A 15,785-nucleotide genomic window follows, 5' to 3' on the forward strand; every position below is an offset into this window, starting at 1 on the left:
CCCCGGATTCGGGTACGTGACACCGCATGTGAAGGGGGCGGAGTATCGGTGGCGGGTTGCCGGAATTCCGGCCGGCCCGGTCCTCGTACCGTTCGCGGAACCGGAGGGAATTCCATGGGAGTCGGCCTCATCCACCAGGCGGTCGCACACCGGGCCCGGACGCGGCCGGACGCCCTGGCCGTGGTGGACGGCTCCATCCGGCTCGACTACGCCACCCTCGACGCGACGGCGAACGCCTGGGCGGCGGCTCTCGCGGCGGCCGGCGCGGGACCGGGCACGCTGGTCCCCGTCCTGCTGCCGCGCTCGGCCCGGCTGTACGTCGCGCTGCTCGCGGTGCTCAAGTGCGGTGCCGGGTACGCCGCATTGGATCCGAGGTGGCCGCGGGAGCGGGTCGAGTCGGTGCTCGGGCAGCTCGGCGGGCCGGTACTGGTGACGGACGCCGGGGCGGCGTACGGCGAGTGGTCTGTGTGGCAGCCTCCCGCTCCGTCCGGCGAGTTCGATGCCGTCGCCGCGCGCGCTTTCCGTGCCTACGACGGGCCGTCCGACGCCCCGGCCACCGTCTTCTTCACCTCCGGCACCAGCGGCACGCCGAAGGGCGTGGTGTCCCCGCACGCGGCCACCACCCGGCTGTTCCCGGCGGACGGGCCCCTCGCCTTCGGCCCCGGCACCGTCATGATGCAGGCGGCCCCGTCGTCCTGGGACGCCTTCTCCCTGGAGCTGTGGGGGGCGCTCACCACCGGCGGCACCTGTGTCACCGCCGCGGAGGACTACCTCCTGCCGGACACCCTGCGCCGCCTGATCGACACCAGCGGGGTCGGCACCGCCTGGCTCACGTCCTCCCTGTTCAACCTGTTCACCGAGATCGACCCGGACTGCTTCCGGGGCCTGCGCGCCCTGTACATCGGCGGAGAGCGGCTGTCGGCCGCGCACGTGGGCCGGTTCCTCGCCGCGCACCCCGGCACCCGGCTGTTCAACGGCTACGGCCCTGTGGAGAGCTGCGTGTTCGCCACCGTGCACCCCATCACCGCGGCGGACTGCGCGGCAGAGCACGGCATCCCCATCGGCCGCCCGGTGCCCGGCACCCGGATGCATGTGCTGGACGAGACCGGGCGGGAGTGCCCGCCCGGCGTCGGCGGCGAGCTGTGCGTCGGCGGTGCGGGGCTGGCGCGGGGCTATCTCGGCGACCCGGAGCTGACCGCCGCGCGCTTCACCGAGCACCCGCCGACCGGCACCCGGCTGTACCGGACCGGCGACCACGGCCTGCGGGACGCCGACGGCGTCTTCCACTTCACCGGGCGCACCGACCGCCAGGTCAAGATCCGCGGCTACCGCATCGAGCCGGAGGAGATCGAGGCCCACGCGGCGGAGCTGCCCGGCATCACGCACTGCGTGGCCGTGCCCGTCCCCGGCCAACTCGGCAACTACGACCGGCTCGCGCTGTTCTACACCTCCGCCGCCGGGACCGACGAGGACCCGGTGCTGCTGCGCCGCTCCCTGTCCCAGCGGCTGCCCGCGCACGCCGTGCCGGACGTCGTACGGCGCGTGCGGCGGCTGCCGATGACGGCCAACGGCAAGATCGACCGGGCGGAGCTGCTCGCCACGCTGACCGACTGAGCGCCCGAGGGGGCCGGGGCCCCGCGCGACGGCCGTACTCCCGTGGACGCGCGGGCACCCCGCGCGTCCGCCGGTCCCCCGCGCCCCGAGAAGACTCCACGCCGAGAAAGGCACTGTCATGCCCGTCATCACCCTGATGTCGCCCGACGCGAGCCCCGGCCGTCCCGCCCTGGCGAGGATCGCCGAGGCGGTCACCGGGCTGCTGGGCATCGCCCCGCAGCACTGCTGGGTGATCTGGCAGCGGCTCGACGCCGACGCGGCGCACCGGCCCGAATGGGACCGCCCCGCCCCGCCCGCGCCGATGCCCGGTCAGCAGCCCCCGGCGGCCGCCCGCCCGTGTGCCCCGATCGGCTTCGTCACCTGCAAGGCGAGCTATCCGCGGGAGACCGTGGGCCGGCTGCTGCGGCTGCTGCGCGACGAGTTGAGCACCCTGCTCGGGGTGCCGGCGGACGAGGTCTACCTCGCGGTGCGCCGGGCCGTGCCGGGCGAGCTGCTGGTGCGGGGCGATGTCTGGGCCGGGGCGGAACCGGCGGCGACGCGGGCTCCGGCGCGGGCCGGGGCGGCTCCGGCGGCAAGCTCGCGCGACCATCACTGACCGGCCCGTCCTGAGGAGTCACCGTGTCCCGTCGTCTGTTCACCTCGGAGTCCGTGACCGAGGGCCATCCCGACAAGATCGCCGATCAGATCAGCGACTGCGTCCTGGACGCGCTGCTCAAGGAGGACCCGGCCGCACGGGTCGCCGTGGAAACGCTGGTCACCACCGGTCTGGTGCATATCGCGGGCGAGGTCACGACCACCGCGTACGCCCCGATCGCGGCCCTGGTGCGGGACCGCATCCTCCAGATCGGCTACGACAGCTCGCTCAAGGGCTTCGACGGCGCCTCCTGCGGGATCTCCGTGTCCATCGGCGCCCAGTCCCCGGACATCGCGCGGGGGGTGGACACGGCGTACGAGTCCCGTGCCGGGGGTGCCGCCGCCGGTGGAGAGGGCGACGAGCTGGACCGGCAGGGCGCGGGCGACCAGGGCCTGATGTTCGGTTACGCCTGCGACGAGACGCCGGAGCTGATGCCGCTGCCGATCACCCTGGCGCACCGGCTGTCCCGGCGGCTGTCCGAGGTCCGCAGGAACGGCACCCTGCCGTATCTGCGCCCGGACGGGAAGACGCAGGTCACCATCGAGTACGACGGCGACAGGCCGGTCCGCCTCGACACGGTCGTCGTCTCCGCGCAGCACGCCGCCGACACCGACCTGGACGCGACCCTCGTCCCGGACGTCCGCGCGCATGTGGTGGAGCCCGAGCTGGCCGGCCTCGGCATCGGCACCGAGGACTACCGTCTCCTGGTCAACCCCACCGGCCGGTTCGAGACCGGCGGCCCGATGGGGGACGCGGGCCTGACCGGGCGGAAGATCATCATCGACACGTACGGCGGCATGGCCCGGCACGGCGGCGGCGCGTTCTCGGGCAAGGACCCGTCCAAGGTGGACCGCAGTGCCGCGTACGCGATGCGCTGGGTCGCCAAGAACATCGTGGCGGCGGGGCTGGCCCGGCGCGCCGAGGTCCAGGTGGCGTACGCGATCGGCAAGGCGGAGCCGGTCGGACTCTTCGTGGAGACCTTCGGCACCGAGACGGTGCCGGTGGCGCGCATCCAGGACGCGGTGACCGAGGTCTTCGACCTGCGTCCGGCCGCGATCATCCGCGACCTCGACCTGCTGCGCCCGATCTACGCCCAGACGGCCGCGTACGGTCACTTCGGCCGCGAACTGCCGGACTTCACCTGGGAACGGGTGGACCGCGCGGAGCGGCTGCGGGCAGTGGCGGGGGCGGCCGGCGGGGAGCCGGGCGCGGCGGCGGGCTGAGCCGAAGAGGCGGGGGCGCCGGAAGGTGGCCTAGGGGATCGTGGCGCCGGGGGCGGCGGTGCTCGGGCCGCCGGCCTCGATCATCAGGTCCTCGGTCCGTTCCAGCCAGGTACGCGAGCCGAGCCGGGCGAACAGGTCGCGCGCCGCCTCCAGTTGGGCCGCGGCCAGCTGGTGGTCGCCACGGGCCAGGGCGATCTCGGCGAGCGCGTAGCACGATCTGGCCTCGACGACCCGCTCCCCCACCTGCCGCGACAGGGCGAGCGCGCGGGTCAGGGTGTCGGTGGCGCTGTCGTACCGCTTCTCCCGGCGGCGCAGCGCCCCGAGGCCGTACAGCGCGTACGCCTCGCCGATCCGGTCCCCGCTGTCCCGGACGATCCGCAGGACCTCCTGAAGCGCCTCCCGGGCCTGGCGCGGCTGGTCGAGCGCGAGGTGCAGCTCGGCGAACCGCTGGAGCACCTGTGCCTGGACGCGCAGGCAGTTCTCCGCACGGGAGATGGTGAGGGCCTGCTCCAGCAGGGTGCGGGCGCGCTCGGTGTTCCCCGAGGCCAGCCACCATCCGGCCAGACTGCGCAGGATGTGGGCCTCGCCGATCCGGTCGCCCACCAGCCTGGTGATCGCCAGCGCCTCGTCGTACTTCTCCCGCATGGCGGCGTCGTCCCCGCGCACGCTGTCCAGGTAGGCGGCGTTGCGCAGCACCAGGGCGCGCCCGTGGTCGTGCCCCGCCGCCTCGAACAGCTCCCGCGCCCTGCCGAAGCTCTCGTCGGCCTGCTCCATGCGGGTCTGGAACATGTGCAGGGTGCCCAGGGAGTACGCCATCGCCGCCTGGCCGATGCGGTTGCCGGCGCGGGCGGACGCCTCGTACGCCAGGCGCGTGGTCTCCCGCCAGTCGTCGAAGTACCCCTTGGCCTCGAACAGGGTGACGGAGGTGAGGGCGAGGTCCCAGCACAGCTCGTCCATTCCGGCGGCGGCGGCCTGCCGTACGGCCGTCACCAGCGCCCGGCGTTCCCCGCTGAGCCGTTCCACGGGCCGCCCGGCGGGCTCCGCGTCCGTGCCCTCGGGCAGCCTCCAGCGCGGGGCGCGGCCGTGGATGATCGTGTAGTCCCCGCCGTACTCCTCCCGGTGGGCCTCCTCGACCAGGGAGAGCCAGCCGCCCAGCACGCGCGCCAGGGCGGCGTCCTGTTCCGCCGGTGGTCCGCTCGCGAGGAGTTCCTCGCGGGCGTAGGCGCGGATGAGGTCGTGGAAGCGGTAGCGCGGCCGGAGCGAGTCCGGGTAGCGCACGGTGTCCATGACCTGTGCCTCGACCAGGGCGTCGAGGGTGTCCTCCGCGGCGCCGAGGCCGGTGTCCAGCAGGGCGGCGGCGACCCAGGCCGGCGAGTCGGGCGCCTCGACGAGGGAGAACAGCCGGAACAGGCGCTGGGCGGCGGGGGTCAGCGCCCGGTACGTCAGGCTGATGGTGGAGCGCAGCTCCAGGCCGCGGTGGCTCAGCTCGTCCAGGCGGCGGCGCTCGTCCCGCAGCCGCTGGACCAGCCATTCGATCCGCCAGTGCGGGTGGGAGGCGAGCCGGGCGCCGGCGATGCGCAGCGCCAGCGGCAGCGCGTCGCACAGGTTGACCAGTTCGACGGCCGTGTCGAGTTCCGCCTGGACGCGTTCGCGACCGACGATGCCGGCCAGCAGTTCCAGGGCGTTGGCCATGTCGAAGGCGGCGAGGTCGATGCCGCGGACGCCGTCCGTGCCGGCCAGCCGGGCCCGGCTCGTGGTGATCACCGCGCAGGTGGGGCTGCCGGGCAGCAGCGGTGTCACCTGCTGCGCGCCGGTCACTCCGTCCAGGACCACGAGCACCCGGCTGTCCGCCAGCCGGCTGCGGTACATCTCGGCGCGTTCCTGGGCGTCGTCGGGGATGGCCTTGGCCGGTACACCGAGGGCCCGCAGGAAGCGGGCCAGCAGCGCGGTGACCGGTGCGTCGCCGGAGACGGTGTGCAGGTCGGCGTACAGGTGGCCGTCGGGGAAGTGCTTGCTCACCTCGTGCGCGGCGCGTACGGCGAGGGCCGACTTGCCCACGCCGCCGGGGCCGGAGATGTCCACGATCGGCACGGCGTAGCCCGCGGTCTCGCTCCGGGAGGGGGCCAGGAGCAGTTCCCTGATCTCGTCGAGTTGGGCGCGGCGTCCGGTGAAGTCACCTATGGTGGCCGGGAGTTGGCGCGGTATGAGGCGGAAGCCGCTCTCCGGTCCGCCCGGCGCGTCCGGGACGTCCGGTCCATCCGGGACGTCCGGTCCATCCGGGGCGTCCGGTCCATCCGGGGCGTCCGGGGCGTCCGGCGCGGCGAAGGGGCGTGCGGGGGCGGTCCGGCCCGGCGGTGGTGCGGGAAGGTCGAGCGCCGGGGACTGTCTCAGGATCGCCTGTTCCAGGTCGCGCAGTTCCTGCCCAGGCTCGATGCCCATCTCCTCGACGAGGGCCTTGCGCGCCCGCTGGAACGTCTCCAGCGCCTCCGCCTGCCTCCCCGAGCGGTACAGCGCCAGCATGAGGAGCTCGTAGAGACGCTCGCGCAGCGGGAACCGGCCGATCAGCACCGTCAGTTCCGCACAGACCTCACCGTGCCTGGCGAGCAGGAGTTCGAGGCGCAGACACTCCTCGATCGCGGCCAGCCGCCGGTCGTCGTAATGCCGGGCGACATGCCGTACGGAGTCGCTGGGGATGCCGTCCAGGGCGGGGCCCCGCCATAGGCCCAGGGCCGTGCGCAGGGCGGCGGCCGCCTCCGGGATCCGGTCGGCACGGGCGTGCTCGCGCGCGGTGGTGACCAGCCGGTCGAACTCCAGGCTGTCCACCCGGTCCGGGTCCAGTTCGAGCGCGTAGCCGGGGGCTCGGGTCTTGATCGCGTCGGGCCGGCCGGCCAGGGCGAACTGCTTGCGGAGCGTCGAGATGGCCACCTGGATCTGGCCGCGCGCGGTGACGGGGGGTGCGTCGCCCCATACGGCGTCGATGAGCTGTTCCGTGGACATGGTGCGGTTGACGTGCAGGCCCAGCATCGCCAGGACCACCCGCTGGCGCGGCCCGCCGACGTCGAGCGGACGACCTTCGTGGACCAGCTCGACCGGCCCCAGCAGCCGAAGGATCATGTCGTCCACCCTTGCCTTCCCCCCACACGTAGCATCGCGGTCAACGATCAGCACCGTAGCCCTGGTCGCAGCTGACATCCGGTGATTGCCATGAGTTTCCTGATGCATGGCACAGGAATGGCGGACACCCCATGGGCACGGCCCGGCGGCCGCGTTCTCGGCGCCGGGTGGCGGCGTGACCAGGGGTGGGGCCAACTCGGCGCGGCCCGGAGCCGGTTCGCCGCTCAGGCGTTGCCGGGCAGCGGTCCGGGCCGCACGGGGCGGGCCCGCGGCGTCAGGCGGGATGGCGCCGGGCGACGGCGCCCGGCGGGAACGACGGGTCCGGGGGCGACGGCTTCGGAAGCGACGGTCTCCGGGGTGCCGGGTCCGGACAGTGCGCCCGGTCGTCTTCCGCACTGCTACGTTTCATGTCCGCCCCCGCTCAGCCCGCACGGCCGATGCCGCGCACCTGCGCATCTCTCCGGCGCGCGCCGCCGACACGTACGGTCGGGCAGCGCGGACCGGCCGAAATCTAATCCATCTTGCCCGCAGGGCACTCCATATGCAAAGGGCGATGAGCAAGGTCACGCGCGTGCGCGCGCGGCCCGGCCGGGACGGGTGCGGCAGGCCCCGCCGTGGCCGGTTCTCGGTGCTGCCGGCGGCGAGCGGCAGGGCTCGCACGTGCCCGACCGGCGTCCGGCCGCTCCTCGGACGGGGGCGGCGGCGCGCTCAGCCAGGGCCGGTGGCGTGAGTGTTCGGCACAGGGCGTTCGCCGGACGGGACGGGTGGGGCGGGTGTGGACCGGGGAGGCGGGGTGCGGCCCGGCAGGCGCGTTCGGGAACCCGTGGCCGGTGAGTCACGGCCGGGAACCGCCCCGGAGGGCCGGCGGCAGCGTCGTACGGCGTGGCCCGCCGGCCCCCCGTTCAGTGCCTCCTGCGTCCCCGGCCGCCCGCTCCTGTGCCGCACGAGGCGCGGATGGCCAGGGAGGGTTGCAGGGTCAGGTGGTGGACGGGCAGGGGGCGGTCGGAGCGGAGGCGGGAGGCGAGGAGTTCGATGCCCTTGCGGCCCAGGGCGCGTTTCGGTGGGGCGACGGCGGTCAGGGGGACGCTGGCCAGGGCGGCGACCTCGTCGTCGTAGGAGATGATCGCGAGGTCCTGGGGCACGCGGATGCCGCGCTGGGCGGCCAGTTGGAGCAGGACGATGGCCTCGGCGTCGCCGTGGGCGAGGACGGCGGTGGCGCCGTGGGCGCACAGGTCGTCGAGGACCTCGTCGACGCGCTGCTCGGTGTGCGGGGAGGTCTCGCGCTGCGGGACCAGGTGGACGGGGGTGTCCTGGTCGAGGCCCAGGGCGCGCAGGGCGTGGGTGTAGCCGAGGCGGACGGCGGGGGCCGTGGGGCCCAGGTCCTTGACCATGAGGGCGATCCGGCGGTGCCCGAGGCGGGCCAGGTGCTCCACCGCGAGGCGGGCGCCGGCCTGGTGGTCGGTGACCACGTGGTCCAGGCGGTCGACCAGTGTGGTGGAGCGCAGTTCGCGTTCCACCAGGACCACCGGGAGCTTCAGCTCGCGCAGGCGCTCCTCGAAGCGGGTGTGGCGGGAGTTCTCCAGGGTCGGCGGGGCCAGCAGGAGGCCGTCGACGCCGTCGTCCAGGTGGCGGCGGACGGCCACCAGGTCCTGCTCGGGCTGGTAGTCGGAGAAGGCGAGGGTGAGTTCGGCGTTCAGCTCCGACGCCGCCTCGCGGGCTCCCTCCAGAACCTCCCGGAAGTAGGGGCCGTTGGGCAGCAGCAGGCCCAACCGCAGCGCACTGGAGGTGGGTTCGGGCCCATGGCCGAGGGTCGTGGCTCTGCGGTCCAGGGCGACGCCACCGTGGAACCGCCGTACCAGGCCCTCGCGTTCCAGGGCCTCGACATCGCGTCGCACCGTGACGTCGGAGACCCCCAGCAGGCCCACGAGGTCGATGATCCGTGCCGAGCCGTGTTCCCGCAGATGGGCGAGGAGCAGGTCGTGCCGGTCCGGAGAGAGCATCACGCGTCACATTTCCCTTGGCGCTGGCATGGAAGAGGTTCCGAACTGTTGGGAACGGAAGAAACCTAGCGCGCCTGGCGGACGTTGGGCAGCCCCCGGCGGCCCGTGGAGGGTGCGCAGGCGGCCGGGCGGCGGGTGATCGAAAGGAGGGATAAGGGGCGGACGGGGAGGGAGCGGGGTATCGGAATGCTCCGGACGGTTCCGGATAGTTCCAGGTACGTACGACCTCATTGACGGGTTACGGACCCGACCGGATGCTGAAGCCGCACCGGACGGCCGGGGTCTTAGCGGCGTCCCGTCGTGTCCGGCGGCGTCCTCGATGTCCCACCTCTCCCCCGGAAGGAGGCCCCTGTGTCCCTGGTCGGCCAGCGGCCCGGCAGTACACCGGCCGAGCGACAGCACGTACCTCCCGAAACGCCCACCGCACCGGTCGCCCGGCACGCGGTGCCGTGGTGGCGGCGGGTGCGGCGGGACCGGGTGCCGCTGCTCATGATGGTGCCGGGCGTGCTGTACTTCCTGGTCTTCCAGTACGGCGCCCTCGCCATGAACGTGATCGCCTTCCAGCACTACATCCCGTTCCTCGGGATGAGCCACAGCCCGTGGGCCGGGTTCTCCAACTTCCGGGCGCTGTTCGGCGATCCGGGGTTCTGGCGGGCCGTGGGACACACGGTGAGCCTCGCCCTGCTCCAGCTGGTGTTCTTCATCCCGGTGCCGCTCGCGGTGGCGCTGCTGCTGCACAGCGTGCTCAACGGGCCGGTACGCAAGTTCGTGCAGTCGGTGGTGTTCCTGCCGCACTTCGTCTCCTGGGTCGTGGCCATCGCCCTGATCCAGCAGATGGTGGGCCCCACCGGCATGCTGACCAACCTGCTGTCCGGCGGCGGCAGCCATCTGGTGAACCTGTTCACCGAGCCGGCGCTGTTCCAGCCGATGATGATCGCCGAGCTGGTCTGGAAGGACTGCGGCTGGGGCACGGTGATCTTCACCGCCGCCCTCTTCCAGGTGGACGAGCAGCTCTACGAGTCGGCGGCCATGGACGGCGCCGGTCCCTGGCGCCGCTTCTGGCACGTCACCCTGCCCGGAATCCGGCCGGTCGTGGTGCTCGTGCTGATCATGCGGCTCGGTTCCGTCTTCAGCGTCGGCTTCGACCAGGTGCTGCTCCAGCGCGACGCGTTCGGGCAGCGGGTCTCCGAAGTGATCGACACGTACGTCTACTACCACGCCACCGTCAACGGCGACTGGTCCGTCGCCGCGGCCGCGGGACTGTTCAAGGGCGTCGTCGCCCTGGTCCTGGTGGTCGCCGCGAACAAGGTCGCCCACCGGCTCGGCGAGCAAGGGGTCTACCGATGAGCGCGGTCACCGGGGCGGGGGCGGCCAGCCGCACGAAGGACAGCCGCACGAAGGCCGGCCGCCCGGTCTGGCAGGAGCGGCCGACGGCCCTCACCACGGCCGGCAAGGTGCTGGCACTGGTGCTGATCACGGCGGCCGTGGTGGTGCCCTTCTGGGTGGTGCTGGCCACCAGCCTCAGCTCCAGCCGCCAGGTCACCGCGGACGGCGGCTACACGCTGTGGCCGCGGGAGTTCTCGCTGCACGCCTTCCACCAGATCCTCACCGGCTCCACCGCGGGCCGCGCCCTGGTGGTGTCGCTGCTGCTGGTCGTGGTCGGTACGGCGGTGTCGCTGGCCGCGACCGTCCTGCTGGCCTACGCCCTGGCCCGGCCCGGCGTGATCGGGGGCGGCTGGGTGCTGAGGATGACGCTGATCGCCTTCCTCTTCCCGCCCGGCATCATCCCCGCCTACCTGGTCGTCTCCAACCTCGGTCTGATCGACGACTACTCCTCGCTGGTGCTGCCCGTCGTCATCGACGTCTTCAATCTGGTGGTGCTGCGCGGCTTCTTCCAGGGGCTGCCCGGCGAACTCTTCGAGGCGGCCCGCCTGGACGGCGCCGGCGAGTTCACCATCCTGTGTCGGATCGTGCTGCCGCTGTCCAAGTCGGTGATCGCGGTGGTCGGGTTCTTCTACGGCGTCACCTACTGGAACGACTTCTTCCGGGCCCTGTTCTACCTCAACGACCCCGGCCGCTGGCCGCTCAGCACCCTGCTGCGGCTCCTGGTCACCCAGGGGGTCACCGCGGACGCGAACGGCACCACCGCGAGCGCCCTCCAGGACACCTCCCAGACCACGCTGATGGCCACCATCGTCCTCGCGGTCGTTCCCGTCCTGCTGGTCTACCCCTTCGTCCAGCGGTTCTTCACCAAGGGCGTGCTCACCGGCGCGGTCAAGTCCTGACCCCCGCTCCTGTTCCGCTCCTTTATCCGCATGCACACACGCGTCCGCTTGGAGCCCTCATGTCCCTGAACATGTCCCGCCGCTCGGTGCTCAGAGCCGCCGGTGCCGGTGCCGCCGTCCTCGCCGCCGGTCCCGCGCTCGCCGCCTGCGACGGCGGTGGCGGCCCGGTGTCCGTCTCCAACGAGGGCACCAAGCAGGCCGCCTGGCCCGCGTACGTGCCGGCCGAGGTCCACTACGACCTGCCCGCACTGCCCGCCGACGGAGCCCCGGCGGTCCTCACCTACCCGTCGCTACCGCTGCCTTCGTCGGTGAAGGGCAAGCCGGGCGACGGTTCGACGGTCTCCTGCATGGCGCTGAGCTACGGCGCCGCCGTCAAGCTCGACTCCTCCAACCGGATGGTCAAGGCCATCGGCGACGCGATGGGCGTCACCCTCAGGCCGCGGTTCGTGGTCGACACCGGCACCAGCTACACCACCGCGCTGGCCACCATGATGGCGGGCGGCGATCAGCCGGACATCCTGATGATCCCGGCCACCGGCGCGCCGCACATCAGCGAGTTCATCCGCTCGAAGTGCGCCGACCTCAGCGCGTACCTGTCCGGCGACGCGATCAAGGAGTACCCGAACCTGGCCGCCCTGCCCACCCGCGGCTGGCAGCTGATGGGCCGCATCGGCGGCGGGATATACGGCGTCCCGACCTACCGCTACAACGCCCCGCAGGTCGCCCTCTTCGCCGACCGCGACACGCTGGAGAAGGCGGGGATCTGGGGCAAGGGCGTCGGTGTCCAGGAGTTCACCGACGGCATGGCCAAGCTGAGCGTCAACGGCCGTTACGGCATCGGCAGTTCGAGCGCGGCCGCGTTCGGCTGGACCTTCCACGCCGGTGCGGCCGGCGCCCCCAACTGGTGGGGCGAGTCCGGTGGGACCTTCCGCTTCACCGCCGACACCGAGGAGTTCGAGCAGGCGGTGGAGAACATGCACCGCTTCTACTCCCGCCGTATCTACAACCCCGACGCGCTGACGCTGGGCGCCGGTGACGCCCAGCCCAAGTTCCTCAACGGCACCTGGCTCACCTGGCCCAACGGCACCGGCGCCGCCGCCCAGATCTTCTCCCAGGCGCGGGGCTTCACTCCGGACTTCGCGTATCCCTACGGCGACAAGCCCAACATCCCCGGCGGTGACTCGGTGTTCGGGTTCACGGTCGTCAAGAAGTCCTCCCCGGACCGGATCAGGATGCTGCTGCGCGTCCTGGACTTCTTCGCCGCGCCGTTCGGCACCAGGGAGTTCGAGCTGACCCGGTACGGCGTCGAGGGCGTGCACTTCACCCGCGACAAGGCCGGCGCCCCGGCCGTCGCGACCAAGCTCGGCCAGACGGAGAACAGCACCAACCTGCCGTTCCAGTACTTCAACATGGCGCCGCAGCCACTGTTCTTCCCCGGCCTCGCCGACCTCACCAAGCGGCTCTACACCTCGCAGAAGACGCTGCTGCCGATCTGCGCGCCGGACGCGTCGGCCGCCTACCGGTTCTCCTCGGCCACCTTCAGCGCCAAGTGGGCCGGAGTCTCGCCCGCGCTTAACTCCGCGGTGGAGGACGCCGTTTCCGGCAAGACGACGGTGTCCGACTGGAAGGGCACCGTCGCCCGGATCAAGCAGCAGAACGGCATCGACCAGATGGCCGAGGAATTCGCCAAGGCCAAGGCGGCGGCGGGGTGAGCCCCGCCGCTCTCCGGTGAGTCCGGCCGCCCCGCCGGGCCCGGCCGCCGCCCGCCGACGTACCGCATCTCCCGCGTGGGGCGCCGTCTGCCACCGGTGCCCCACGCCCATGACCCGAGGAGTCCTGTGTCCGACCTGCCCCCCGCGGCCCGCCGCCCGCGGGTCCTGCCGCCCACGACCCGCCGGCCACGGGTCCTGCTCGCCATGCAGCGCGATCTGCTGCCCCTGCTGCTCGACCCGGCGCGGATGGCCCGGCTCACCGGACTCGCCGACCTGGACCCGGCGCTGGTCGCCGACGACTTCACCGCCGACGGCATCGCCGCCGAACTCGCCCGCGCGGACGTGCTGTTCACCTTCTGGGGCTGCCCTCCGCTCGGGCCCGAGGTGCTCGCCGGGGCGCCCCGGCTGCGGGCGGTGGTGCATGCCGCGGGCTCGGTGAAGGACTTCGTCACCGACGCCTGCTGGGAGCGGGGCATCGCCCTGTCCTCCGCCGCCGACGCCAACGCGCTGCCGGTGGCGGAGTACGCGCTGGCGATGATCCTGCTCGCCAACAAGCGGGCGCTGCGGACCCGCGACCACTACCGGGCCGTGCGCGCCCGGTTGTCCTGGCAGCACGAGTACCGCGACGCCGGCAACTACCGGCGGGCCGTCGGCATCGTCGGCGCCTCGCGCACCGGGCGCCGCCTCATCGCGCTGCTCGCCCCCTACGACATGGAACTCCTGGTGTACGACCCGTACTTGAGCGCGGCGGAAGCGCGGGCGCTCGGCGTGCGGCCGGCCGGCCTTGACGAGCTGTGCGCCCGCTGCGACGTGGTCTCGCTGCACGCGCCCGCGCTGCCCGAGACCCGGCACCTGATCGACGAGCGACGGCTGAAGCTGATGCCGGACGGCGCCACGCTGGTCAACACCGCCCGTGGGGCGCTGGTGGACACGGACGCGCTGGTCCGCGAGCTGACCAGCGGCCGGCTGAACGCCGTACTGGATGTGACCGAGCCGGAGGTCCTGCCGCCCGACTCCCCGCTGTACGACCTGGACAACGTGGTGCTCACCCCGCACATCGCCGGTTCGCTCGGCGGTGAGCTGCACCGGATGGCGGACTCGGCGCTGGACGAGCTGGAACGCCTCGCGCACGGACGGCCGTTCGCCCATCCGGTCGTCCGCGAACAGTTCGAGCGCTCGGCCTGAGCCCCCGGCGGGGAGGGAAGAACTGACCCGGCCACCACCACGGCCACCTGACCGACCGCGAACACGGCAGTCGGCCCGCGGCCACCGAACCGACCGCGGCCGCACGGCCCGACCGTGCCCACCGGCCCGACCGCAGCCACCGGACCTTCCCGGACGAGGAGCCATGACCCGCAACCGCCCGCACCCGTTCTCCGGCAATCCCTCCTCCAGCCGCGCCGACTGGCAGCGCGCGCTGCTCGCCCTGTGCGCCCCGCTCGCCGATGCCTACCCCGACGACGCGGCGCTGGCCGCCCCCGGCACCGCGTACGCACCCCGCGTCGCCCGGCTGGAGGCGACGGTACGACCGCTGTGGGGGCTGGCCCCGTTCGCGGCGGGCGGCGGGCGGTACGACGGCTGGGAGCGCGTCCGGCGGGCCGTCGCCGCCGGAACCGATCCGGCGCACCCGGAGTACTGGGGCGAACCCGCTGCGATGGACCAGCGCCTGGTCGAGGCGGCCGGGCTCGGGTGCGCGCTGGCCCTGGCACCCGGCGAACTGTGGGAGCCGTTCTCCGGGGCGGAACGGACGCGGCTCGCCGCCTGGCTGCGCGCGGCGGCGGGGGCCGAGCGCGTCCCCGACAACAACTGGCATCTGTTCCCGGTGATGGCGGAGCTGGGCCTGACGGCGGTCGGGGAGGCATCTGAACCGGGTCTGGTCGAGCGGGCGTTGGCGCGGGTGGAGAGCTTCCACCGGGGCGGCGGCTGGTATTCGGACGGACCGGACGCAAAACCTTGTGACTACTACGGTCCTTGGGCCCTGCACCTGTACACGCTGCTGTACACGGCCCTCGCCCCGGACGCCGACCCGGCGGTCGTGGCGCGGGTACGGGAGCGGGCCGCGCTGTTCGCCGGGGAGTTCCGGCACTGGTTCGCGGCCGACGGCGCGGCGCTGCCCTTCGGCCGCAGTCTGACGTACCGGTTCGCGCAGTGCGCGTTCTGGGGCGCGCTCGCCCACGCGGGCGTGCAGGCGCTGCCCTGGGGGGTGCTGCGCGGGCTGTGGGCGCGGAATCTGCGCTGGTGGGCCCGGCAGCCGGTGTTCGCCGCCGACGGCACGCTGTCGGTCGGCTACGCCTACCCGAACCTGTTCATGAGCGAGCAGTACAACGCGGCGGGCTCCCCCTACTGGGCGTTCAAGGCGTTCCTGCCGCTCGCCCTGCCCGCCGGGCACCCGTTCTGGACCGCCGAGGAGGAGCCGCTGCCCGCCGCGGACGCGGTGCACGCCCAGCCGGGGGCGGGTCTGCTGCTCCAGCACGGCGGCGGGCACAGCACGGCGCTGGCCGCCTGCGACGCCGACACCTGGGTGCGCAACGCGCCCGCCAAATACGGCAAGTTCGCCTATTCCACGGCCTTCGGCTGTGCCGTCGCCACCGGCCCGCTCGGCGCGGAGGCCGCCGCCCCGGACAGCGCCCTGCTGCTCAGCGAGGACGGCCTGTACTGGCGCTCCCGGATCGCCTGCGCGTCCCGCTCCGTGACCGCCGACGGGGTGCGCGCCCGCTGGCACCCCTGGCCCGATGTCACCGTCGACACCTGGCTGCTGCCCGCCGGACCCGGCCGGCACGTCCGCGTCCACCGCCTGGTCACCCCCCGTCCGCTGCACACGGTCGAGGGCGGCTTCGCGCTCCCCCGCGAGGGGGCCGTCACCGGGGCCGGGGGCCGGGAGGCGCGGGCGGTGTGCGGCGACCTCGCGAGCGCCGTACGGGACCTCACCGGGGCACGCGCCGGTGAGGTCATGTTCCCCGACCCCAGCAGCCATCTCCTGTGGCCCCGGACGACACTGCCCGTGCTGAGGTGCCAACTCCCGCCGGGTGAGCACTGGTTGGCCGCCGATGTCCACGCCACCGCCGACGGCGGCACTCCCCTGACGGAGCCGCTCGACTGGCGCGCCCTGCCCGGTCTCCCCCGCGCCCTGCCCGCGCTGGAGGAGCAGCCGCCCGGCGACGAGGGAGGCGCGGACGCCCCGCCCCGCGCCCGCTGAACCGGGC

The 15,785-nt window shown here is 73.4% G+C and carries 10 protein-coding genes; 8 read left to right on the plus strand and 2 right to left on the minus strand.

Translation table 11 applies throughout. The annotated features are described in order from the left end of the window. Window positions 1-114 precede the first annotated feature (114 nt). The 3 genes from ACE4Q9_RS10875 to metK all read left to right on the plus strand — a co-directional run bounded on the left by ACE4Q9_RS10875 (window position 115) and on the right by metK (window position 3,471). The gene (locus tag ACE4Q9_RS10875; protein ID WP_397984038.1) at window positions 115-1,614 is read left to right on the plus strand and encodes an amino acid adenylation domain-containing protein; all 1,500 of its coding nucleotides are present in this window, start codon (window positions 115-117) and stop codon (window positions 1,612-1,614) included. A gap of 118 nt (window positions 1,615-1,732) precedes the next feature. Further along, the gene (locus ACE4Q9_RS10880; RefSeq protein WP_397984039.1) at window positions 1,733-2,209 is read left to right on the plus strand and encodes a hypothetical protein; all 477 of its coding nucleotides are present in this window, start codon (window positions 1,733-1,735) and stop codon (window positions 2,207-2,209) included. A 23-nt stretch (window positions 2,210-2,232) separates the two neighbouring features. Beyond that, the gene (metK, locus tag ACE4Q9_RS10885; RefSeq protein ID WP_397984040.1) at window positions 2,233-3,471 is read left to right on the plus strand and encodes a methionine adenosyltransferase; all 1,239 of its coding nucleotides are present in this window, start codon (window positions 2,233-2,235) and stop codon (window positions 3,469-3,471) included. A gap of 30 nt (window positions 3,472-3,501) precedes the next feature. Here metK and ACE4Q9_RS10890 read toward each other — a convergent pair whose 3' ends face one another. Then, complete coding sequence (locus ACE4Q9_RS10890) at window positions 3,502-6,585, minus strand: AfsR/SARP family transcriptional regulator (RefSeq protein WP_397984041.1); 3,084 nt, start codon at window positions 6,583-6,585, stop codon at window positions 3,502-3,504. Window positions 6,586-7,487: 902 nt separating this feature from the next. Continuing rightward, window positions 7,488-8,585 carry a substrate-binding domain-containing protein gene (locus ACE4Q9_RS10895; protein ID WP_397987175.1) on the minus strand — a complete coding sequence of 366 codons (1,098 nt, stop codon included), beginning with the start codon at window positions 8,583-8,585 and terminating at the stop codon, window positions 7,488-7,490. A gap of 492 nt (window positions 8,586-9,077) precedes the next feature. Here ACE4Q9_RS10895 and ACE4Q9_RS10900 point away from each other — a divergent pair, with 492 nt between their 5' ends. From ACE4Q9_RS10900 to ACE4Q9_RS10920, 5 genes are all read left to right on the plus strand, one after another. Continuing rightward, the gene (locus tag ACE4Q9_RS10900; RefSeq protein ID WP_397987176.1) at window positions 9,078-9,932 is read left to right on the plus strand and encodes an ABC transporter permease; all 855 of its coding nucleotides are present in this window, start codon (window positions 9,078-9,080) and stop codon (window positions 9,930-9,932) included. Next, complete coding sequence (locus ACE4Q9_RS10905; RefSeq protein WP_397984042.1) at window positions 9,929-10,870, plus strand: carbohydrate ABC transporter permease; 942 nt, start codon at window positions 9,929-9,931, stop codon at window positions 10,868-10,870. The genes ACE4Q9_RS10900 and ACE4Q9_RS10905 overlap by 4 nt, the downstream gene beginning before the upstream one ends. Before the next feature lie 59 nt (window positions 10,871-10,929). Then, window positions 10,930-12,582, plus strand: coding sequence for a hypothetical protein (locus tag ACE4Q9_RS10910; RefSeq protein WP_397984043.1), 1,653 nt, complete (start codon window positions 10,930-10,932; stop codon window positions 12,580-12,582). 204 nt (window positions 12,583-12,786) lie between these two features. Then, a complete protein-coding gene (locus ACE4Q9_RS10915; RefSeq protein ID WP_397987177.1) occupies window positions 12,787-13,767 on the plus strand; it encodes a hydroxyacid dehydrogenase in 981 nt (326 codons plus the stop codon). A gap of 163 nt (window positions 13,768-13,930) precedes the next feature. Then, window positions 13,931-15,778: a DUF2264 domain-containing protein gene (locus tag ACE4Q9_RS10920; RefSeq protein ID WP_397984044.1), complete on the plus strand. Its 1,848-nt coding sequence runs from the start codon at window positions 13,931-13,933 to the stop codon at window positions 15,776-15,778. Window positions 15,779-15,785: the final 7 nt, after the last annotated feature.

It is taken from the genome of Streptomyces sp. AM6-12, assembly GCF_044327085.1.
GTDB lineage: Bacteria > Actinomycetota > Actinomycetes > Streptomycetales > Streptomycetaceae > Streptomyces.